Consider the following 21,195-nt stretch of genomic DNA (forward strand, 5'->3'; position numbering starts at 1 on the left):
GCCGCCAGTTTGAAGTCACTTCAGAAAGCGATCGGACATCACCGAAAGTGAAGGATTCCTTATCATAGCCAGCTTTGTTTTGAGCCATATTGTGTCCGAGGCGGCTAAAACGTTTGGCAATCACAGTTGTTGTTTGTCGAACTACCCAGATTTTTGTTACAATAACGCATATTCTCTCGTTCAGCCTCATTTTTACGGCTGGGGTATGTTTCTGAAGGAGGACTCATGGGAACCACTGGCTATCTTCGCTTTCCAACCATATATCGCGATCAGCTCGTCTTTACCGCAGAGGATGACCTCTGGCGTGTCTCTATCAACGGCGGGCGCGCCGAACGATTGACCGCCGGCGTGGCAGCGGCCACCAGGGCACATTTTTCGCCGGATGGCCAGCAGATTGCCTTTACCGGCAATGACGAAGGCCCCGATGAAGTCTATGTGATGCCCGCCGATGGCGGGCCGTCGCGCCGCCTGACCTATCATGCCGGGCACGCTGAAGTGGTTGGCTGGCAGCCTGACGGAGCACAGATCCTCTACGCCAGTTCGGACGGATTGCCCTCGCTCCGCTGGCGTATGCTCTCTGGCATCTCGCCTCAGGGCGGCGAGCCAGTTCGGCTACCCTATGGCATCGCCAACGCCATAGCCTTTGGCCCCAATGGTGCCGTTGTGCTGGGCCGCAATATGCGCGAGCCAGCCTTCTGGAAGCGCTATCGCGGTGGGACTGTGGGCTATCTGTGGATCGATGCGCAGGGAACAGGCGAGTTTAAGCGGCTGCTCGATCTCAACAGCAATATCGCTACCCCTTGCTGGGTGGGGAATCGTATCTTTTTCCTTTCTGATCACGAGGGCATAAGTAACGTCTATTCCTGCCTGCCCAGCGGCGAGGATCTGCGGCGCCATAGCAGCCAGGAAACGTTCTATGCGCGTAATCTCGCTACCGATGGGCATCGCTGTGTCTATCACGCGGGTGGTGATCTGTTTGTGCTCGATCCAGCCAGCAACCAGGAGACGCGGCTGAAAGTTGATCTAGCGGGATCGCAAGCGCAGCGAGCGCGCCAGTTTGTCTCTGCTGGCAAATTCATGGACTCCTATGCGCTGCATCCCAAGGGTCAGGCAGTAGCCCTCACCACGCGCGGCAAAGCCTTCAGCTTGAGCAATTGGGAAGGAGCAGGAGTTCAGCATGGGCAGAAAGATGGCCCGCGCTATCGCCTGATAGACTGGTTGGCCGATGGCAAGCGCCTTGTCGCTGTCAGCGATGCTGGCGATGAGCCGCGCCTGATTGTCTTTCGTGCCGATGGCTCAACACCTGATCGCACGTTGGGCCAGCTCGATATCGGCCATGTGACCGCGCTGCGGGCCGCGCCGGTGGGCGATCTAGTGCTGTTGGTAAACCACCGCAACGAAGTGCTGCTGGTGGACCTGGCAGCGGAAACCCTGCGCGTGCTTGATCGCAGCGACTATGGCCGCCTTGAAGATGGCGAGCTTGTGCATGGCATTGCCTGGTCCCCCGATGGGCGCTGGGTCGCCTATGAGCAGGCTATCCAAGCGCAGCAGAGCATCATCAAGCTGTGTCGTCTTGAGAGTGGCGAGACCTATCAGGTGACGGATGCAGTTCGGCGCGATACCAAACCGGCCTTCGATCCTGCCGGGCGCTACCTCTACTTTTTGAGCGCGCGCGACTTTGATCCGGTGCCCGATGCTATGCACTTTGAATTTAGCTTCCCCAAGGGCGTGCGTCCCTACCTGATTACGCTGCGCAAGAACCTGCGCTCACCGTTTCAGCCAGAATCGTCGCTGCTTACCTCAGAGGATGAGGTGAAGAAGGCAGAGAAAGCAGGAGGCAATCCATCAGAGCCCGAGCGCGTGGAGATTGACCTGGATGGCATCACTGATCGCATCGTGGCCTTCCCTGTTCCAGAGGGTCGCTACGGACGGGTTATCGGCGCGCGCAACGGCGCATTCTTTACTTCGCTACCAATCGAGGGTATACGTACTGATGAAATGCTCGGCTACAAACCGAAATCGAACGGCAGTCTGGAATGGTACGATTTCGAGAAGCGCAAGCAGGAGCATATTGCCGATGAGATCGGCGATATCAGAGGAAACGCCGATGGCACGATGGTGCTCTGTTACTCCCATGATCGGCTACGCGTCCTCAAGGCCGGTGAGAAGCCGCCAGAAGGTTCCTCCTCCTCTGCTGCTGACAAGCCTGGGCGAGAATCAGGCTGGCTTGATCTTGAGCGCCTCAAAGTTTCGATCCGGCCAGGGGCCGAGTGGCGCCAGATGTTTGGCGAGGCCTGGCGCTTACAACGCGAACAGTTCTGGGTGGCTGATCTGGCCGGCGTGGATTGGCAAGGCGTCTATGCCCGCTATTCACCGCTGGTGGAACGGCTTACCTCGCGGGGAGAGCTCTCGGATCTCCTCTGGGAGATGCAGGGCGAACTTGGCTCGTCGCATGCCTACGAGTTTGGGGGCGAGTATCGTTCCCACCCCGAGTATCATCAGGGTTTTCTTGGCGTGGACTGGCGCTTCGATGCAGACGAGGGCGTCTATCGTATCGCTCATATCGTGCGCGGCGATCCCTGGAATGCTAAAGAGACTTCGCCGCTGCTGGCACCAGGAGTAGATGCGAAAGTAGGCGACGCAGTGCTGGCGATCAACGGGCAGCATCTCACAGCGGAACAGGGACCGCAACAGCCCCTGGTAAACCAGGCGGAGACAGAGGTGCAGATCCTCCTTCAGCCTACCAATGGTCCGGCGCGCAGCGTGACAGTGCGGGCTCTGGCCTCTGAATTCGGCGCGCGCTACCGTGATTGGGTAGAGGCTAACCGCCGCCTGGTGCATGAAAAAACGCATGGGCGCGTTGGCTACGTGCATATCCCTGATATGTGGGCGGATGGCTACGCAGAGTTCCACCGCTATTACCTGGCCGAGTATGACCACGAGGGGCTGATCGTTGATGTACGCTGGAACGGTGGCGGCGCAGTGTCAGGTCTGGTGCTGGAGAAACTGGCGCGACCCCGGCTAGGATACGCGTTCCAGCGCTGGTCGACACCCGATCCGTATATCTACAATTCTCCGCGCGGCAAGCTTGTGGCAATCACCAACGAGAACGCTGGCTCCGATGGCGACATCTTCTCCCATACCTTCAAATTGATGGGACTGGGGCCGCTAATCGGCAAGCGTACCTGGGGTGGCGTCATTGGCATCTCGCCATATATGCCGCTGGCCGATGGGACCATCACTACCCAGCCAGAGTTTAGTTTTTGGTTCAAGGATGTGGGCTGGGGCGTCGAGAATTATGGCACCGACCCAACGATTGACGTAGACTACACACCACAGGATTACGCGCGTGGCTTTGACCCACAGCTTGAGCGCGGCATTGCTGAGGCGCTGCGTCTGATTGAGGAATATCCTGCCGCGACACCGACGCCAGAACAGCATCCCTATCGCGGCTACCCCAAGAAGTAGCGGCGATAAAGGAACAAGACGCTCCTTGTCAGTTGTTTCTGTGACACAGAGCAACAAGCATTGAGCTTGCTAGAGCCTGTTGTGAACTCTTTTCACGCCTGTTTTCTCAGCAAAAGTTCACAACAGGCTTAGAAGAATGGCTACAATAATGTCAGCGATAGTATGGATAATCCAGGCCCAGGCAATGCCACGCGTATCAAGCATACTTCTGGCCAGGATATAGACTGCCAAGGCTACCGTTACAGCTCCCACCAAGCCACTAGTGGGTCACTTGCCATTTGCGATGGAAATAACATGTGACCCACTAGATCGTAAAGGTCCTGATTATCTGCGAGAGTGTTCTTACCTGCCAGCCAAGCGTTCGACTATAGGCGCAAATGTCTCGTAATGCTTATCGAACACCGTGAAATAGGAGATATGAGACTGCTCACGCTGCATGAGCAGCTCTTCAATGATCTGCTCTTCTGTCCCGATTAAGACGTAAGGCATATCGATGACCTGCTCGATGGTCAGGTTCTGCCAGCGCTTCTCCTGGAGAAAGCGCTCAATTGCTTGCTGGCGGTTCTCGGTGATCTCGACATGCGCAATCAGCAGATTGAACTCTAACTGGTTAAAACGCTCTCCCGCCGTTTCGCGAATCCATGCTACCTTACGGGCAAGTCCCGCGCTGGTGTATTCTTCCTGGTCGATGGTTCCATCCTGATTCACTTTATAATGGATGCCAATTATCTCAGCCTCACGCGCGGCAAGAGTGAGCAGCCGCTTGCCGCCCCCACCGATGAATAGCGGTGGATGAGGGCGCTGGACCGGCTTAGGAAGGCCATCGAGGTTGTGGATGGTGTAATGCTTGCCAGTAAATGTGGCTGGCTCATCAGCGAAAAGCCCTTTGATGATGCGAATGGACTCTTCAAGGCGGCTCAGGCGCACGCCTGCAGCCTCGAAGGGCAGACCGATTTGCTGATATTCTTCCTGGTTCCAGCCGCCGCCGAGACCAAGATCGAAGCGACCATCTGTCAAGACATCAAGCGTTGCCACCTCTTTTGCCAGGACGGCGGGATGCCGGAAGTCATTATCAAAGACGAAACTTCCCACGCGGAGTTTTGTCGTTGCGTCAGCGGCGGCTTGCAGTGCTACCAGGGGCGAGAATGCATGGGAGAAGTGATCGGCCACCAGCAAGGTGGCATAGCCGAGATTCTCAATGTTTCGAGCCTTGCTGATCCATTGCTCACGTGAGGGTGCGCCAGTTGTTACAACGACGCCAAAACGAAACAGGTGTTGTATAGCCATCTTTTCCCTTTTCCTTATCGCTATCGTTCTTGCTTGTAAGAACCAATTTCGCTGAGTGTGAGCTCCTCAGATCATCATTTCCACCTGAGAGCGCGCTCTCAGTCAATGCTTTTTCTTAGCGGGTCACTTGCCATTTCCGATGGCATTGCCAAAGAGCTTGTAATAGCGCACCGAGCAAATGCGTCGTGGCAACACATACTGAGTCGTCGCTCCTGATCCTGCCGGTGACGACGCGCATAGGCCAGGTCGCGGCGAGCATGAGGAGAAGCCCTGTAGCCTAGCCCTTCGACCCACAACACACGCGAAGCCGCACTACCGAGCAAGATCGCTATCCAGGCTACCATAGTTACCAGAGGTGAAAAGCGCGTTGATTGGGCCAGGGAATGGTTATCCTGCGGATTTTGCTGTGCAGAAGAAAGCGCATTCATCATATAATCTCTTGCCTCTATCACTTTTTCTTTGTCTCATTGCAAAGAGCACAAAAGTTTCACGAACCAGGCGAACGTAAAAAAAGCCGCGAACTAAACTGTTCACAGCATAAGAAGCAAGTGATGAGGAACAATGACAGAAATGTAACGAAAGTGCTACAAAAGAGTTTGTCGCCCTCACGAAACCTATCTTAACGATTCCAGGAGCTCGGCCACACAAAAAAGAAGGCAATTGTACACCTGCCGTTCGTGCAAACCGCCTTCGCTGGAGCTAAGGACATCCTTTGACGTCAAGCGCAGAAGAGCAAGTGGCTATAATATAGAGAAGTGGCTAAAAAGCTATATACTTCGCTATATATAGTAGCCACAAAGTTATAAATTCAACCTGGCTCACCTCTGCTTTGGCCGGAATCCAGGGCAGAGGCGAACCAGGAGCAAGATAGCCGGTCAGCTTTCAGAGTGACCTGGATCTTGCGTATGCATGTATAGTATAACAGATGAAATTCGATAAGACAAAATCATAGGTAATAAAGGCTATATTCATTTTCACAGCAATTTTATGCTGTCTCTTGACCTTTCCACGGAATCAAGTATTGAGGCAGAACTGCCGATTCATGCCTGATTCCTGTGCTAAATGACGGCTTTTCCCTTGACTCTCTCCTTACATGAGGGTGTATGCTCTCCCTGTAGAGCTTCTCTACGTTGGAGGCTAATGAAAGAAGACACTATACTCAAAATTGGCGAATTCGCCCGCATCAATCAGATATCAGTCGCGACGCTTCGTTACTACGATCAGTGGGATCTGCTCAAGCCGGCCGTGCTTGATCCAGATACCGGCTATCGCTACTACTCGCTCGAACAGCTGCCGCGCCTGAACCGCATCCTGGCGCTCAAAGAGCTGGGCTTTCCTCTGGAGCAGATAGCCGTGCTCATCGAGGAAGATCTCTCCCTTGAGCAATTGCACGGCATGTTCATGCTTAAGCAGGCCCAGACACAGCATATGATTGATGTTGAGCAAGCACGCCTGTCTCGCATCGCAGCCAGGCTACGCTATATCGAAGAGGAGGGAAAAATGCCAGCCTACGAGATTTTATTGAAACAGGCCGAAAGCATACGCGTGGCCAGCCTGCGCGAATTCATGCCCTTACAGGATGGCTTCAAACAGAACTATCACAAAATTGCTACTTACCTGGCACAGCACCACGTACAGCCCGGTCGCCCGGCCTTGCTTCTGTTGTACGCAAGATCTGAGCAGGGCGAGGGTGGACTCTATATCGACGCCGAAACCGCCATTCCTCTATCCACTGAGCTGCCCGGCAACGCGCAGATCAGAGTGCATACGTTGCAAGAACAATTGCTGGCCTGCACGGTTCATACCGGGGCCAACCTTTTTATCGGGCAGGCCTACATAGCTTTATATAGCTGGCTCAAAGACAATAGCTACCAGCTGGTTGGCCCACCTCGCCAGGTATATCACCGTTGGGAAAAAGATCTGAGCCCGGAACAGCAGATTATCGAGCTCCAATTTCCCGTTGCTAAGCAAGCTAGCAGTCCTCACGAGTCCTGAACGCTTCCAAAAGATGTGTCGAGGAGAAATACAGCTTATCCTGGCTTTCTCCTCACCTATGCTCAAAGCATTGTTTTTCCCTTCCCTACCACCCACAAAATCTGCTATGGTAGATGGAAGCAGCCACGAATAACGATGGAGGTAGCATATGGATGCTTTAATAGTTCTGGTTCATAGTCCCCTGGTTGGCCCCTTTAGCTGGTCTCTAGTCGCCGAGCACCTACAAAACGCCGGCTTCTCTGTGCTTGTACCAACGCTTACTGATAGTGGAATAACGCCTCCCGCCTACTGGCAGCAATACGCGGCATCGCTGCAACAAGCGCTCGCGCCTATCCCTCAGGAACGTCCTCTGATTCTGATCGGGCATAGCGGTGCGGGCTACTTCTTGCCAGTCCTGGCTCAAGCTACGCATCATCCCATCAAAGCTTACATCTTCGCCGATGCCGGTCTGCCTCACCCGGATCAGAGCCAGCTGGATGAACTGCAGAACAAGGCTCCAGCTATCGCTCAGCAGTTGCGCCAGCTCCTCACGCAGGGCGCAAGTTTTCCCGACTGGAAGTTTGAGGAGATGGGCGAAATCGTGCCCGATGAAAACACACGCCGGCTGCTGCTCGCTGAAATGCAACCCCGCTCTTTTGATTATTTTGCCGAAGTTATGCCGAGTGTGCCTGGTTGGCCCGACGCTCCCTGCGCCTATCTTCTATTTACCCAGAGCTACCTGCCCTATTTCGAACAGGCCCACAGCGCCGGCTGGCCTTGCCGGAGGCTAGAGGCTCAACATTTTCACATGCTGGTTGATCCTGTCTCCGTCTCCACAGCGCTTGTAGAGTTGATCAAGCAGATTGATACACAAGCATGATCTTGCTAAGGCAGAGCGCATTAACTGTCCTATCCAAAACAGGACCCCAGGCGCGTGACAGCTCAGGATTTTTGCATTATTATACTGACGGAATGCACTATGTCTAGCACTCCACCGAGGTAAGCACAAAGCCAGCTTAGAAACGTGCCATGCCGCGGCTTGGGCCCTTGCCTGAGCCGGGCCCGGCTGATATGCTGATAACACAAGTACTCCTGATATATACGCTATTGCTTGCCGCGTTGCGCCGGAGCAAGGCAACTAATATACGCCTGTTTGAACTACTGGAGAAGCAATCGCTGTGAATTCCGCAATCCCTTTACCCTGGCATTTCCACCGCCTGCGCTGGAAACTAACTATCTCATATCTGCTAACAAGTCTTATCGTCCTACTTGTCCTTGAGCTGCTGGTTATTCTCATCGGCACTACTGCCACTGAGGCTCAACGTAAAACGCTACTCAGCGGGCAGGCCCAGAGGCTCGTTCAGGCGGCAAGTCTTACCGCTCCCGCTGCTGGCGCTACCCGCCAGCAGCAGTTTCAAGCGCTGTGGGATTTGCTCAAGGATAATGCAATTGATATTCAGGGATATCTTGCGGTCATTAGCCCTGATGGGCAGGTGATAAGGATGGCTGGAAATGCTGCTCCCAGCACTAATGCCGGGCTACCAGGTAGCGTTCAACAGGATATCCGGCAAGCGCGTTCTGCTCAACCAGCTCCCTCTTCTCAAGCGCGCGTCTCTTTTGTAGCGGATAGCGCGTATGCAGTTGCTCCGTTCGGGGAGTCAGGAATACAGCATGAGGTACTGTTGGCCCGCGTGCAATCCGCCCGTTCTAACGGCTTCCCCGATCTACTTGTATTCTTTGGGGCAAGCGCGCTTATCTTCTTTCTTGGCGCCGGAAGTGTCGGGCTGGCTTTTGGCTTTGTCACGGCCCGCGGCCTGGTCCGACGCTTGCAGCACATTGCCGTAGCGGTTGAAGGCTGGAGCCGGGGCAACTTCTCTATCTTTGTGAGCGACGACTCGCGCGACGAATTGGGACAACTGGCTCACCGCCTTAATCTGATGGCGCACCAACTTCAGGAGCTGCTCAGCACGCGCCAGGACCTGGCAACGCTAGAGGAGCGCAATCGCCTGGCGCGCGAGCTCCACGATAGCGTTAAACAGCAAGTATTCGCGGTCTCTCTGCATATAAGCACCACGCGGGCCTTCATGGGGCGCAACGAGCAGGCGGCCCAAACCCACCTGCTCAAGGCTGAAGGGCTGATCCGCCAGGCTCAGAGTGAGCTGACAACCTTGATTCGTGAACTGCGCCCCGTCGCGCTAGAGGGAAGAAGTCTCGCCGAGGCGCTACGCGACTTTACCCATTCCTGGCAGGAGCAAACGGGTATTGCTGTTGAGCTAAGGCTTGAGGGCGCGCAAGAAGTGCCGCTGGCGATCGAGAACGCCTTTTTCCGCATTGCTCAGGAGGGTCTGGCCAACGTGGCTCGGCATAGTCAGGCTACCGCTGCCACCGTGCACTTAAGCTGCAAAGAGATGATAAGCTTGACTATTAGCGATAACGGGCGCGGTTTTGTGCTCAGCGAGCGCGCTCGTCAGGGCTTCGGGCTCTCCTCCATGCGCGAACGAGCGCAGGCTCTTGGCGCTCATTTTGAGGTTGAAAGCACGAAAAACGCGGGCACAACGATTACTGTTCAGTGCCAACAAACGCAGAGAGAGGCTTAAAGCCGGTTTCTCTCTTTGAGGAGAAGATATTACATGCAAGATACAGAAGTTATCACCATACTTATTGTGGATGATCATGCCATTGTGCGCGAGGGCATTCGCGCGTTTTTAGATGTTCAGGAGGATTGTAGCGTGGTCGGTGAGGCCGAATCGGGAGCTGCCGCGCTCCAGATGGCAACCGAGCTAGTGCCCGATGTCATTCTTATGGATCTGATGATGCCAGGCATGGATGGCGTTGAGGCTATACGCCGCTTGAAGCAGGTGAGCCCGCATTCACAAATGATTGTGCTCACATCTTTCCATGATGATGCGCATATTTTCCCGGCTCTGCGCGCGGGTGCGCTCTCCTATGTGCTGAAAGATATTCCTCCCGACGAATTAGTAGAGGTGGTGCGCAAAGCGGTCAGGGGCGAATCCGTGCTCCATCCTCGTGTAGCCGCGCGCGTCGTTGAGGAACTGCGTGGCAATCGGCAGGCTACCCCAAATCCCTTTATCGAGCTGAGCGAGCGCGAGCTAGAAGTGCTGCGCTTGATCGCCAGTGGCCGGATCAATGCCGAGATTGCCACACAGCTCTCCATCAGCGAGAAGACAGTTAAGGGGCATCTAAGCAATATTTTGAGTAAGCTTCACCTGATGGATCGCACGCAGGCAGCTATTTTTGCCTGGCAGCAGGGACTCGTCAACCGCGATTGATACTCCATGCAGTACTTCAAATGAAGCACGCTTAACGGGACTCTTGACTCATCACAAAATCCGCTCTCCGCTGTATGCTTTTCTCAGCAAGAACAATCTGGCTTGCGCTCCTGGGAAGACCTCCCACACAGGCCAAGCCAAGCAACACGTAGCCCGAGCAGGGCACTTCTTGAAGAAAAGTATGACGGCAGGATGACATGTTGTCCTTCAGTGACATGCATCTAGCCGAAGCAGCAAATCAAGGAAGCAGTATTATGGAGAAAATTGCTGATGAGCAGGCGGCCCACTCACATGGCTGCCCTACTACTATCACCGCTGCATGCCTGGGAGCCAAAAATAATTTTAGCTGGTAATTCTATATTAAGGGAACGAGATCATGTTAAAAATTGCTGATGAGCAGGCAACCTACTCGCATGGCTGGCTGACGCGCTGGCCAGACTGGATCGCTTACGCTACGATGGTCTGGTCGCTCCTCTATGCTCTACTTGGCCTCTTCTGGACTTTGGGGAGCAAAGGCTTTCCATTCGGGGCTGGCGATCCAAATCCTGAGTATTCGATCTTTCGTGGCCTGCCTGTAGAAGTCGGCGCACCACTAATCGCTGCACTGGGTTGTCTGTGTACTGTCGTAGCTCTGTGCTTAGCAAGCGGATGGGGGCGTGGGATAGTGAGAGGCGCAGGAAGGGCTTTTGCCTGGGTCTGCGCGCTGCTCCTGCTCCTTGTAATACCTGACGATCGGCTCTTAGCGTGTGTAGCTCATTCATTTTTGTTGCATTTTGAGATGTTCAATTGGACTGTTATCAATGAGTTCTACTGCATTCTTGGGGGCATCTTATGGATTGGCACGGCAGTAGTCGCGGGGAGGGAGGCGCATCAGGCCTGCCTTTACTGTGGACGCCGAAGCGATATTGCTATAGGATGGACGAGACCGGAACAAGCTCTAAAATGGGGACGCTGGGCCGTTGCCGTCGCAGTATTCGTGCCGCTTATATACTGTACAACACGCTGGGCCTTTGCGCTAGGTATCCCGTTGGGAGTGAGTGCAGAATTTCTTAGCTCGATGGAGCGCGAGAATCCAGGCATCTGGCTGGGTGGAGCTTCTATCGCCACGCTTGGCCTGGGTGGAGCGCTTCTGACCTTAGGGCTGATACAGCGCTGGGGCGAGGTCTTTCCGCGCTGGATGATCGGTCTGGCCGGCAAGCGCGTTCCTCCCCTGCTGGCCATTATTCCGGCCACTGTGGTCTCCATTATAGTGATCGAAGCGGGAATAGGGCTAATTCGCCACACAATCAACGGGACCGGAGTTTTCTCAGCTCAAGCATTAGCACAAGATCCCTCAACTGTAGTTCCAGGCCTATTCTGGCCACTTTGGGGCATAGCATTGGGTCTGGCTACCCTGGCCTACTACTATCGCCGCCGTGGTCGCTGCACGCATTGCGGCCAGGAGTAAGGCTAGCAATTGAAAAGAGAGGAGGCACGCTACAAACTATAGTGGCGAGTTTCCTCTCTTTTTAGCATTCTTTCCCTCGGGAACCCGGCTATTATTTAGCCTTCACGCGCGTCTCCTTGCGCGAGGGAAGTTCCCACAACCTCTACTGTCGGCGCCGCCTCTCGCCAACGATAAGGAGCCGCTCCATGCTTCTTAGGCAAGAATACAGCCTGGTAGCGTGAGACAAAGTAAGAACCGAATACCAGCGCCATGGCAATCACTTGAGCGATGATCGTCGGCAAATCAGGATAGATAGAAAGCCAGACTCCAGCCCAGTCAGGAATCCACTTCAGCCAGCTAATCGGCATGGCGCTGAACCATCCTGCCTGTTCCATTTCAAAAACCTGCTCTCCCACCATAATAAAGAGGACCATGGCCAACAAAACGCCGGTCAGGACCAGCATTCTTTTATAAGGGACACGGTGATTGCCGACAAAGCTGAGGAATGCAAGAATCCCCGAGAAAATAATACCTACCAGGGCGCCATATAAAACAACAGTCCCGCCAAGTTGCAGCCGATAACTTTGTAAGAAGAGGACCACCTCAAAGCCTTCACGATAGAAAGAGGCGAATCCCAGGAGCCCCAGCCCCCAGAGCACTGCCAGCTTTGAGCCCTCAGGAGTCTTTGCCAGTTCCAGGAGATCCTTTTTCTTACGATTATGAAAGGAGATCCAGCCAGTCCAGTAGACTTTGTGGAAAAACCAGTTCATTACTACTAACAGAACTATCACTGCCAACAAGCCTGTCCATGCCTGCAAGGAAAGAGCAGGAACTACAGTTGTCAGGTCGCTGAGAATACCGACAGCAATAAACCAGGTAATCAGGGTGGCCACCATGCCGACAACCACGCCCATACCAATAGGGCCACGGTAAGAGCGATTGGCGCCTCTCAGGCTTGCGGTAACCGCTGTCAAAACCACCACACATTCGATGCCTTCACGGAATACCAATGCGGCAATATCGAGGACGGCAACCAGGGGACTGGTATGAGGGACAGTTGGATCAGGCGCTCCAGCCGCTGTAACTCCCTGCCAGGTCAAAAAGGCGGCAAGGACGATGGCAGCACAAATGAGGCCGATGGTGCCAAACAAATAGAAACGCTTGTGTGTTGGGGTAAGGCTACTTATTCCCATCTCATATGCTTCCTTTACCGGCTTGAAACCTAAAGCTATAAAAAAGTTGTTCCCATTTCTTCTTCACAGTGAAAGTTGGTTTTATTCGTTCCTGATGGAGGGAAAGCGTAAAACCTCTTTCTCTGCCTTTACAAATGGATATTAGCACACGCTAATATCTTACTTATATACTTGGATATTAGCATGCACTAATGCCCACTGTCAAGAGGTGAGCAATAAGATATCAGGGTCCATTGAGGCGAAATCAGGCGGTTTCACCTCCACTAAGGCTCTAGTTTTAGAGCCTGGTATTAGCGCAAACAACAGGTAAGTAGGGCAAGTAGCCTTTCATGGAGCCAGTGACTTTCATAAGGATCTTAAAAGGAGATGAGCATATTCTTGACAAATAGGATGAATATAACATAGTATCTGAATAAGCTGGTCTGATATTGAAATTGACTACTTTTTTTTGTATGTTGAGCAGAACAGCTTCAAGTTAGCGCCTATGGCTCAAACAGTTGAGAATTGGGCAAGAGTACCCACTAGATTGGGAAGGCATAACTACTGTTTACTCAAGAGTGAGGTGAGGCACAGCTCCCCCTCCTGGCCGCCCGCAGGCGGCGCACTTATCGATTTCTGTTTGACAGGTTACCAGCAAAAATATATTACTCTATTGAATGAGATATTTGTTTTTATATACTAACTTCTATTGAATGAGGTATTTACTTCTATGAATTCAATCTTTACAAATTTTCACCTCTGGCGCGAAGAGAATTGTTATGTCACGGCACAGGAAGATCTCTTGCACCATCATATCGATCCGCAGGGAATCGACCTGGGCACAACCTGTCTTGTCACCTTCAGTTCGAGCCTCTTTGAGCGCTTGCTCGAAACCTATACTGTCGAGCAGAACGATTTCTGGCCCTATAGCACAACTCCCTTGCGCGTCTGCCATACACCGACCGGGAAAAAGTTTGCCCTACATTTTCCCTCTTATGGAGGGCCACGCATCGCCAACTCATTAGAGCAGCTAGCCGCCTGCGGGATTCGCTCGGTCATCGGCCTTGGCTTAGGCGGCACGCCCCAGGAGCATCTGAACATTGGCGATATTCTTTTGCTCGAAGGAGCTATGCGCGGCGATGGCGTCTCGCGCTACTATGCCCCTATGGAATATCCTGCCATTGCCGACCTTGCCCTGACCGCACGCATTCGGGCGCAGTTGGAGAAGCGAGGAGAAAAATTTGTGAGCGGGCTCTCCTTCGGCACCGATGCCCTCTATCGCGAAGATAAACACCTGGTCGCCCAATTGCGCACGCTGGGCATTATCTCCGTAGAACTGGAATCCTCAGCCTTGTTGACTATCGCTCGGCGTCTAGGTCTGGCCTGCAGTTGGGTTGGCGTTGTCTCGGACCGTTTAACTCCCACGCTTCACGAGGGAAATATTCACGCCGAGCATATTATGGATACCCTGCAGCGTTTAGCACGCCTGCTAACCGAGCTCATTGACGAACTTTAGGCTTATGGAGAAGGGCTATCTGACTATTTAAAAACGCTGGGGAAATATACAGAAGATCTGGGCCAGCCTTTGCCCGGCAGGCCAGGCAAGCTACTTAGCAGCTTTGCGATGCCTCCAGAGATCGAAATAACGTATGAAGTAAAAAACAAGTGTTAGGGGAGGATGTCTATGATTCCCATCAAGGTTGAAGGTGTCAGAAGAAATTTTATTGCTAGCAGTCCCTTTCTGTACAGCGTTTCCCTGACCGATGACGCGGGCAAGCGCCTTCTGCTGTTCAGCATTGAGCGTCATGAAGCCTTACCTATCGTTGCGGCCCTCAATCATCTTACCCTGCCGCGTCCAGGAACGCTCAATCTGCTGGCTGAGACGCTCACATTGCTCAATACCAGGCTAGAGGAGGCATATATTGAAAGTTTCTCCATACTTCCGCCTCTTTACCATCTTTGCAAATGTCGGCTCAGCTTTCGCAGCGGTGGGACAAAGCAAGAGCAGACGAGGCAGATGCGCCCTGGTGATCTCGTAGGCCTGGCTCTGCTTATGGAGGCTCCGATCCTGGTCTCAGATGAACTATTCGCGCAAATGGGCATCCCTTTGACCGATGGGCTGACGCCTGAGCTGGTCTTTGCCAGATATCTGCTTAAGCAGGAAGGAATCACCTTACCCGAAGGCCAAAAGCTCCGGCTGGGCTTTAGCAAGACCCCGCTACGCGACGCCCTCGTCAAAGAGTTTAAAGCTTCCTTCCTCGGAAAGGGGCCTATCTTCCCCGAAGAGGATATGGAGCAGCGCAAAAAGGAGTATCTGGCCTTCTTGCTTGGCCAGAGCTCTTAGCGCTGAGGCAGAAGCAGCGATCATAAAGACTATCTGGCCTTCTTGCTTGGCCAGAGCGGTCAGAGGTGAAGTCGGCGTATGGATAACGACGGATTGACTATCTCTATTTGTGCATCATACGGCGGGATAATGGCGGTTCGGCTCTGCCAGTTTGTCAAGGAGCCGAACCCGCAAGCCAGTGATAACAGCGCCTGGCTGTCACATCCCGTCACGCCATGTCACGCCGCCTGTCAATAATGCCTATCCCGCGCCAGATGCGCGCAGAATTTGTGCGCGCTGCCTGGCAACCATGAGCCTTGAGATAGCTAGTAAAAGCCTGGCGCGAGAGGGGAAAACGCTCCTGATGTTCCTGCACCCATTGTTGATAGGTTCTCCACAGATCGGCGGAACGAGCCCAGGCTTGAGGATGTAAGTCGCAGCAGGCCACTAAAAATGCCGTGAGCGCTTCGGACTCCAGAATTTGCGTTGCTGGCTTCTCTCTAGTTAGAGTACGAATAGCGCCATCAGACCTATTCCTTGCGTAAAAAAGCCTTACCAGCAGGTTCCGCTCATTGGTTCCCCGTTTCCGCTTTTCTAGCAAGCAGCTATAGGCAGTTCTGAGCTTCACAACTTGAGGGTGTGTCAGGCCCAGGCTATGTTCAAAAATCTTCACGGCCTGTATGTACAGGCGTTCGGCCCGCATATATTCCCCTTTTTCTACATGCAGTTCAGCCAACCCGTACATACTCTTGGCCGTCTCATAATGTTTTAGGCCTCGGTGGCGTGCACGCAGGCCGATGGCTTGTTTATATAAGCGTTCCGCCTGCCCATATTCTCCCTTGGCCCGATGCATTCTAGCCAGACCATGTAGAGAATAGGCACGATTGGGATGTTCATCACCAAATGCCCGTTCCCAGAGGCGTAAGGCGCGCTTATAGAACAGCTCCGCCTTCTCATACCTCCCTTGCTCTAGATAGATATCGGCCAGGTTATGCACCGCATAAGCAATACGCGGATGTTGAGAGCCCAACGTCAGCTCCAAGATTCGTAACGATTGCTGCAATAATGGCTCCGCCTTCTCATATCTCCCTTGCTCCAGATAGAGATCGGCGAGATTGTTGAGCGGGCGCGAAATCTGCGAATGCTCAGGCCCCAATGCCTGCTCCCAGATCTGCAACGCTCGCTGCAATAATGGCTCTGCCTTCTCATATTTTCCCAACTCGACATAGAGTATGGCCATGTTATCAAGAAGATACGCCGTCTGCTGATGTTCCGGACCCAGGGCCGCGATCTGGATTCTCAGTGCTCGTTGATATAGCTCCTCAGCATGCTTATACTTCCCTTGTCGGTAGAAAAGGAGAGCCATGCCTCTGAGAGGAGAGGCAAGATCGAGATGCTCGGGACCCGATACCCGCTCATATATCCCTATTGCTCTTCTAAACAACGATTCTGCCTGCCTATAGTGCGCTCGGTCATAATAGAGATGGGCCAGACCGTTGAAAGCTGCGGCTAACTCAGGATGCTCGGGACCCGCTACCTGCTCATATATCCCTATTGCTCTTTTAAAGAGTGACTCTGCCTGCTCGTAGCGCGCACACTCGCGCAAATAGCTTGCAGCTTTGCGCAGTATACCGGCCACCTTCTGCCTCCCCGCGTCATCAGGGGCAATGCTTACAGCCGCAAGCACATGCGGTAAGAGACGTTCGCAAGCGCCCCAGAGAAAAGAACCATATTCCACTTCGGGGAAGAGCTCGTAGAGCATGCTTATCACGCGCCTCTGATACTCAGCTCTCTCCTGCTTGCTCATCTCGGCAAGCAGAATGACTTGTATAAGTCGGTGGATAGAGAGCGTCTGCGTCTCAGGGTGCCTACGAATAAGAGAAAAGAGGCGCAGAGCAGCAAGAGCTTGATCGAAGCGGTAGGAATCGGAGGCAACAGAACCTATCTCCTGGCTCAGATAAGGAGCGCCTACGACAAAAAGTTCTTCCGGAATAGTGTCAGGGAACAAGAATGCACAATGCCGTAACAATTCAAGTGCGCCGGGGTTATGCTGCTCCACCTGCTGGCAGGAGAGCAAAAGCGTGGTCGCCACCGAATGCGGATGATTTGTCGTCAGCGTTCCTCGCCTGGCGAGCAGTTGATGGTACTGGCACCTGTACTGAAGCAAATAACTTGCAATGCTACAACCAGATTCATCAACATAAGCTCCGGCCTGATCAAGGGCCAGAGGCAAGCCGGCCATGAGCTGTACCAGCTCTCTGGCCGCAGCATATTCAGCTGGCAAACGCTGAGCTAGCTGGCAAACGTCCTCGTTCGTCGCGCAAGATCCTAGCAGATTAGTACGCCGTAGTAAAAATAATACACCCTCCTCTTGCTCAAGCGCAGAGAGTTCCAGCGCATGAGCCAGTGTTCCAAAGGCCTGGCGGCGCGCCGTAATCAACACACATCCATGACGAGTAGGCGGTAAAAAGCGCTCAAGCAGTTCCAGCTCTTCCATGTTATCCCAGATCAACAGCCACTGGCCGTGCGATGTAAGCCAGCGACGCACCGCAGAGACAATCTGCCGCTGGTTAGTCTCCCGGCGCTCGGGCAAGTGAAGCACCTCAGCGATAGAGAGGAAGCTCGCAACGATACTCTCAGTCGTCTCAGCAGAGATCCAGAAGACAGCTGTATACTCCAGCGCATAGCGATAGGCATATTCGAGCGCAATCTGCGTTTTGCCAATTCCTCCCAGCCCATATAAAGCGCAAGATTGTGTAAGTGCCAAGGCTCTTTCAGGCAAGAGGTGCATATGCAGCACCTTTAAAACCTCCTCTCGACCTGTGAAACGGAGATTGCGATGAAAGGGAACCAGCCAGTAAGGAGAGAGTCCTGTGAGGCTGGCTTCCAGCAGAGAACGGGCCTCCTGCCCATCCAGTTGCAAATGTTTGATTAGCTCAAGAACCGTACTTTTGGTTGCAGGAAGAACATTCCCCTGTTCCCATCTACCAATAACATTGCGATGTACGCCAATGACATCAGCAAGCTGCTGTTGAGTAAGATGTCTGCGTACACGAAATTCTTTTAGTAGTGCTCCAAAGGAATCAGGAGTTCTGTTACCCATTTCCAAGATATTGATCTCCTTCGATCTAATCCTGAGAAAATAGCTTCTTATGCACCGAAATTCACACCTATTCGGTGCATAGCCTATTTTATACTAATAGCGATGATCGATAGAAAAAAGCCTCTTTAGTATTACTACGTAAAGATAAGCTCAATTTATCTTCTGATCATCGGCGCTATTTTTGTCAGCTTAGTGAGCAAGTAGAGCTTATGCTAGTATCTTACATTTTCGCCTTTTGCCGCGTTGCTATAGGCCTGCTCTTTCTCGCCTCTTTTATTGGCAAATTGCGTGCTGGAACACAATTTCGTCAGACAATTAACGATTTTCGGCTCATCTCGCCGCGCTTGAGCCAGGGTGCCGCCACGCTCTTTCTCTGTTGCGAGCTAGCAATAGTAGTATGCATGATCTTTGGAAACTTCTTGCTACTGCCAGGCTTTTTGCTAGCCACTCTATTGCTTTGCGTTTTTAGCGGAGCCATCGCACTGGGATTGTTGAGGAAGCGGCAAGTACCCTGCAACTGTTTTGGAGCCAGTAGCCAGGTCATTTCGCCGGTAGATCTCTATCGCAATGCCGGCTTGCTGCTCTGTGCAGCTGGTGGATGCGGCATCCAAAGCCTATTGAAGCAAGCGCTTCAGGCCCTCAATTGGGTGGAATGGCTTCCCGTTGCGTTAGGGGCCGCAATCTTTGTTCTGCTCTGGACGCAGCTAGGGGAGCTGATACAGCTTTTCCGTCCGGCCAGAAACATCTAAAACTCTTTGCCCATTTATACACAGCCGATTCATAAAAAGGAGTATTTTAGCATGGAAGGCTTCTTGCTGGCCAGCACTATTCTGCTCTGGGTGGTTGTCCTTGTAAATCTCTTACTGACGCTGGCGCTTATCAGGCGCGTTAATACAGCCGAGCCGGTAAGACGATCGGTGGATATGCAGACTGGCCCTGCCGTGGGCTCCCAGGCTCCAGACTTTTCGGCGAACACTCTTGATGGCCAGCAGATGAGCCTTGACAGCTATGCCGGTCATCCCACTGCTCTTGTTTTCGTGGGGCCAGGCTGCCAACCATGCCATGAGCTCATTCCTTCATTGAAACTATTGGCTGCTCAGGCTAAAGAGGCTGGAGCGGAACTGGTGCTCGTGAGCAATGGCCCACGCGACGAAACTGAAAAAATGGCTCGCGATCTGGCTATCGAGCTACCAATACTCATCGCACCAAAGACAGAGAACTCATTCTTAACACTTTATAACATCTCCATGACTCCATCATATTGCTCGCTCGACGAGCATGGTGTGGTTCTGGGCGCAGGTCATCCCGATCCGCATGATGCGCACTGGCAGGAGCTAACATCTGGTTGGAGCCGCCAGGAATCTTTAGTAGAAAGGAGATAGTCTAGAGCACAAAAAATCCGAGAAGCCGAAGCAAGCACCCTTCTAAAATCAGTAAATTTCATGATTAGTTACAGGAGGTTTTCACCAATGCAAACTTTACTCAATCATACTGATGCCTTGCTTGGCAAACTCGGCCCTTTTAACCATTTGCTGAACTCGCTCGCTGAGCGCATTGCGCCACAAGCCAGGGCTAAGGCCGACAGCTGCCTTGAGTACTACTATTATTGCACTGAGATCTATTGCAGACACGCAATGCTTCGCAAGATAAGAATCTTTAACTCTTGCACAAACATCACCATAACTAAAGATGACGGCTGCTACTGCTAAGGATCGCAGGGTAGTTGGCATATCCATCAGCTCTCGTTGCTCATCCAAGCAATAGGCACAGGATAGCAACTCTACGGCGGTGATGCCATATCTCGCCCTGCCACTCCTGGGCCTGGGGAAATGCCCGGGTTCGGGTTGTCAGTCAGATATTAGGAGGTTTACCAATGCAGCACTTACTGACGAGCGCCGATGCTCTTCTTAGCAAGCTCGGACCTTTTAACCATTTGCTGGATTCGTTAGCTCAGCACATTGCACCTCAAGCCAGTGCCCAGGCTTCGACTTGCCCACAGTGCGAATGTTACGATTACTGCACCGAGATTCGCTGCAGTCATGGTTACGCCCGCCTGGAAAGGTGTTATCAAGGCCCTGATAGGCGTATTGGCTGCGACTGTTGATGAGCAACGACCATAGGATAGCAATTCTATAGCGGCGGTGTCGTATCTCGGCCTGTCGCTCCTGGGCCTGGGGAACTGCTCCAGGCTCGGGTTACAGGCCAGATAAAGGGATAGATTTATTTCTCAAGTCAGAACCCAATTCTCGCTCTCTTGATATACATGGAACACACAAAAAGGAGGCTTTACTATGTAGATCTTACCCAGCAGTGCCGAACAGCTTCTCTCCCGGTGTGCTTAGCACGCTTGAAAGAGAGGCCTCTTCACAAGTTTTTACAGTTCTCGCTCTCTATCACAAATACACGCGGAATACAAGGAGATTTTACTCATGCAGACCCTACTCAACAATACAGATGCCCTTATCAGCAAGTTCGCTCCTCTCAGCCATTTGCTAGATTCCCTGGCCCAGCGCGTCGCCCCTCAGGGCAAAGCTCGGGCGGGTGCTCTGGCCTGCGTGCATTGTTACTACTATTGCACTGAAGCTCGCTGCAGCCACCATCAGGCGCGTCGCTTGCACTGCTACGATCAGTGTGATGGTAGCGTCTCTGATGTAGCCGCTGGCTGCGTCTGCTAAGGAGAGCCAGACGGCATCTCCGCAAGTTTACGTCCTGCTGCTCTCCCGGCGTGCTTAGCACGCTTGAAAGAGAGGCCTCTTCACAAGTTTTTACAGTTCTCGCTCTCTATCACAAATACACGCGGAATACAAGGAGATTTTACTCATGCAGACCCTACTCAACAATACAGATGCCCTTATCAGCAAGTTCGCTCCTCTCAGCCACTTGCTTGATTCCCTGGCCCAACGTATTGCCCCACAGGCCAGGGCAAAGGCTGATACCTGCGAATGGTGCTATTACTATTGCTCCAAGGTTCGCTGTGGCCACGGTCAGGCGCTTCGCCTACGCTGCTATGACGAATGTCAAGGCACGATGTCTGATTCTTATGCTGGCCGCTGCTGCTAAGGTTCGCGATACGGGTGGGCCGTACGATGCGGCCGAGTTCTATTCATAGTACTGTTACACGTTAGGGACAAATCTATTAACGTGTCGCTCGT

18 protein-coding genes are annotated in these 21,195 nt (G+C 52.9%); 13 read left to right on the forward strand and 5 right to left on the reverse strand.

Going from position 1 to position 21,195, the window contains the following annotated elements:
* Positions 1 to 225 precede the first annotated feature (225 nt).
* A complete protein-coding gene (locus tag EPA93_RS05440; RefSeq protein WP_129886072.1) occupies positions 226 to 3,468 on the forward strand; it encodes a S41 family peptidase in 3,243 nt (1,080 codons plus the stop codon).
* A 342-nt stretch (positions 3,469 to 3,810) separates the two neighbouring features.
* On the opposite strand, the gene EPA93_RS05445 is transcribed toward EPA93_RS05440, so the two are convergent.
* Both EPA93_RS05445 and EPA93_RS05450 read right to left on the reverse strand, forming a co-directional pair.
* On the reverse strand, positions 3,811 to 4,755 hold the full coding sequence (locus EPA93_RS05445; RefSeq protein WP_129886073.1) for an LLM class F420-dependent oxidoreductase: 945 nt from the start codon (positions 4,753 to 4,755) through the stop codon (positions 3,811 to 3,813).
* Between the two features lie 98 nt (positions 4,756 to 4,853).
* Positions 4,854 to 5,186, reverse strand: a complete 333-nt coding sequence (locus EPA93_RS05450; protein ID WP_129886074.1) for a hypothetical protein — start codon at positions 5,184 to 5,186, stop codon at positions 4,854 to 4,856.
* 709 nt (positions 5,187 to 5,895) lie between these two features.
* Here EPA93_RS05450 and EPA93_RS05455 point away from each other — a divergent pair.
* The 5 genes from EPA93_RS05455 to EPA93_RS05475 all read left to right on the forward strand — a co-directional run bounded on the left by EPA93_RS05455 (position 5,896) and on the right by EPA93_RS05475 (position 11,466).
* The gene (locus EPA93_RS05455; protein WP_165422893.1) at positions 5,896 to 6,750 is read left to right on the forward strand and encodes a MerR family transcriptional regulator; all 855 of its coding nucleotides are present in this window, start codon (positions 5,896 to 5,898) and stop codon (positions 6,748 to 6,750) included.
* 148 nt (positions 6,751 to 6,898) lie between these two features.
* On the forward strand, positions 6,899 to 7,609 hold the full coding sequence (locus EPA93_RS05460; RefSeq protein ID WP_129886076.1) for an alpha/beta fold hydrolase: 711 nt from the start codon (positions 6,899 to 6,901) through the stop codon (positions 7,607 to 7,609).
* Positions 7,610 to 7,907: 298 nt separating this feature from the next.
* Positions 7,908 to 9,326, forward strand: coding sequence for a HAMP domain-containing sensor histidine kinase (locus EPA93_RS05465; RefSeq protein WP_129886077.1), 1,419 nt, complete (start codon positions 7,908 to 7,910; stop codon positions 9,324 to 9,326).
* Positions 9,327 to 9,359: 33 nt separating this feature from the next.
* Complete coding sequence (locus EPA93_RS05470) at positions 9,360 to 10,019, forward strand: response regulator (RefSeq protein WP_129886078.1); 660 nt, start codon at positions 9,360 to 9,362, stop codon at positions 10,017 to 10,019.
* Between the two features lie 376 nt (positions 10,020 to 10,395).
* Positions 10,396 to 11,466 (forward strand): hypothetical protein, encoded by a 1,071-nt coding sequence (locus EPA93_RS05475; protein WP_129886079.1) that lies wholly within the window; start codon positions 10,396 to 10,398, stop codon positions 11,464 to 11,466.
* 95 nt (positions 11,467 to 11,561) lie between these two features.
* Here the strand turns inward: EPA93_RS05475 and EPA93_RS05480 are convergent, their stop codons facing one another.
* Positions 11,562 to 12,638, reverse strand: a complete 1,077-nt coding sequence (locus tag EPA93_RS05480) for an FTR1 family iron permease (protein ID WP_129886080.1) — start codon at positions 12,636 to 12,638, stop codon at positions 11,562 to 11,564.
* A 709-nt stretch (positions 12,639 to 13,347) separates the two neighbouring features.
* Here EPA93_RS05480 and EPA93_RS05485 point away from each other — a divergent pair.
* Positions 13,348 to 14,133, forward strand: coding sequence for a phosphorylase family protein (locus EPA93_RS05485; RefSeq protein WP_129886081.1), 786 nt, complete (start codon positions 13,348 to 13,350; stop codon positions 14,131 to 14,133).
* Between the two features lie 168 nt (positions 14,134 to 14,301).
* Positions 14,302 to 14,961, forward strand: a complete 660-nt coding sequence (locus tag EPA93_RS05490) for a bifunctional nuclease family protein (RefSeq protein ID WP_165422894.1) — start codon at positions 14,302 to 14,304, stop codon at positions 14,959 to 14,961.
* A 208-nt stretch (positions 14,962 to 15,169) separates the two neighbouring features.
* Here the strand turns inward: EPA93_RS05490 and fxsT are convergent, their stop codons facing one another.
* Positions 15,170 to 18,043 (reverse strand): FxSxx-COOH system tetratricopeptide repeat protein, encoded by a 2,874-nt coding sequence (gene fxsT, locus EPA93_RS05495; protein WP_242527562.1) that lies wholly within the window; start codon positions 18,041 to 18,043, stop codon positions 15,170 to 15,172.
* 209 nt (positions 18,044 to 18,252) lie between these two features.
* Here fxsT and EPA93_RS05500 point away from each other — a divergent pair, with 209 nt between their 5' ends.
* The gene (locus EPA93_RS05500; RefSeq protein ID WP_129886084.1) at positions 18,253 to 18,792 is read left to right on the forward strand and encodes a MauE/DoxX family redox-associated membrane protein; all 540 of its coding nucleotides are present in this window, start codon (positions 18,253 to 18,255) and stop codon (positions 18,790 to 18,792) included.
* 51 nt (positions 18,793 to 18,843) lie between these two features.
* The gene (locus EPA93_RS05505) at positions 18,844 to 19,425 is read left to right on the forward strand and encodes a peroxiredoxin family protein (protein WP_129886085.1); all 582 of its coding nucleotides are present in this window, start codon (positions 18,844 to 18,846) and stop codon (positions 19,423 to 19,425) included.
* Between the two features lie 96 nt (positions 19,426 to 19,521).
* On the opposite strand, the gene EPA93_RS05510 is transcribed toward EPA93_RS05505, so the two are convergent.
* A complete protein-coding gene (locus EPA93_RS05510) occupies positions 19,522 to 19,779 on the reverse strand; it encodes a hypothetical protein (protein WP_129886086.1) in 258 nt (85 codons plus the stop codon).
* A gap of 137 nt (positions 19,780 to 19,916) precedes the next feature.
* Between EPA93_RS05510 and EPA93_RS05515 the strand changes: the two genes are divergently transcribed.
* The 3 genes from EPA93_RS05515 (at position 19,917) to EPA93_RS05525 (ending at position 21,103) form a co-directional block, all read left to right on the forward strand.
* On the forward strand, positions 19,917 to 20,147 hold the full coding sequence (locus EPA93_RS05515) for a hypothetical protein (RefSeq protein WP_129886087.1): 231 nt from the start codon (positions 19,917 to 19,919) through the stop codon (positions 20,145 to 20,147).
* 325 nt (positions 20,148 to 20,472) lie between these two features.
* The gene (locus EPA93_RS05520) at positions 20,473 to 20,718 is read left to right on the forward strand and encodes a hypothetical protein (RefSeq protein WP_129886088.1); all 246 of its coding nucleotides are present in this window, start codon (positions 20,473 to 20,475) and stop codon (positions 20,716 to 20,718) included.
* A gap of 145 nt (positions 20,719 to 20,863) precedes the next feature.
* Positions 20,864 to 21,103: a hypothetical protein gene (locus tag EPA93_RS05525; RefSeq protein WP_129886089.1), complete on the forward strand. Its 240-nt coding sequence runs from the start codon at positions 20,864 to 20,866 to the stop codon at positions 21,101 to 21,103.
* Positions 21,104 to 21,195: the final 92 nt, after the last annotated feature.

The organism is Ktedonosporobacter rubrisoli (assembly GCF_004208415.1).
Lineage (GTDB): Bacteria > Chloroflexota > Ktedonobacteria > Ktedonobacterales > Ktedonobacteraceae > Ktedonosporobacter > Ktedonosporobacter rubrisoli.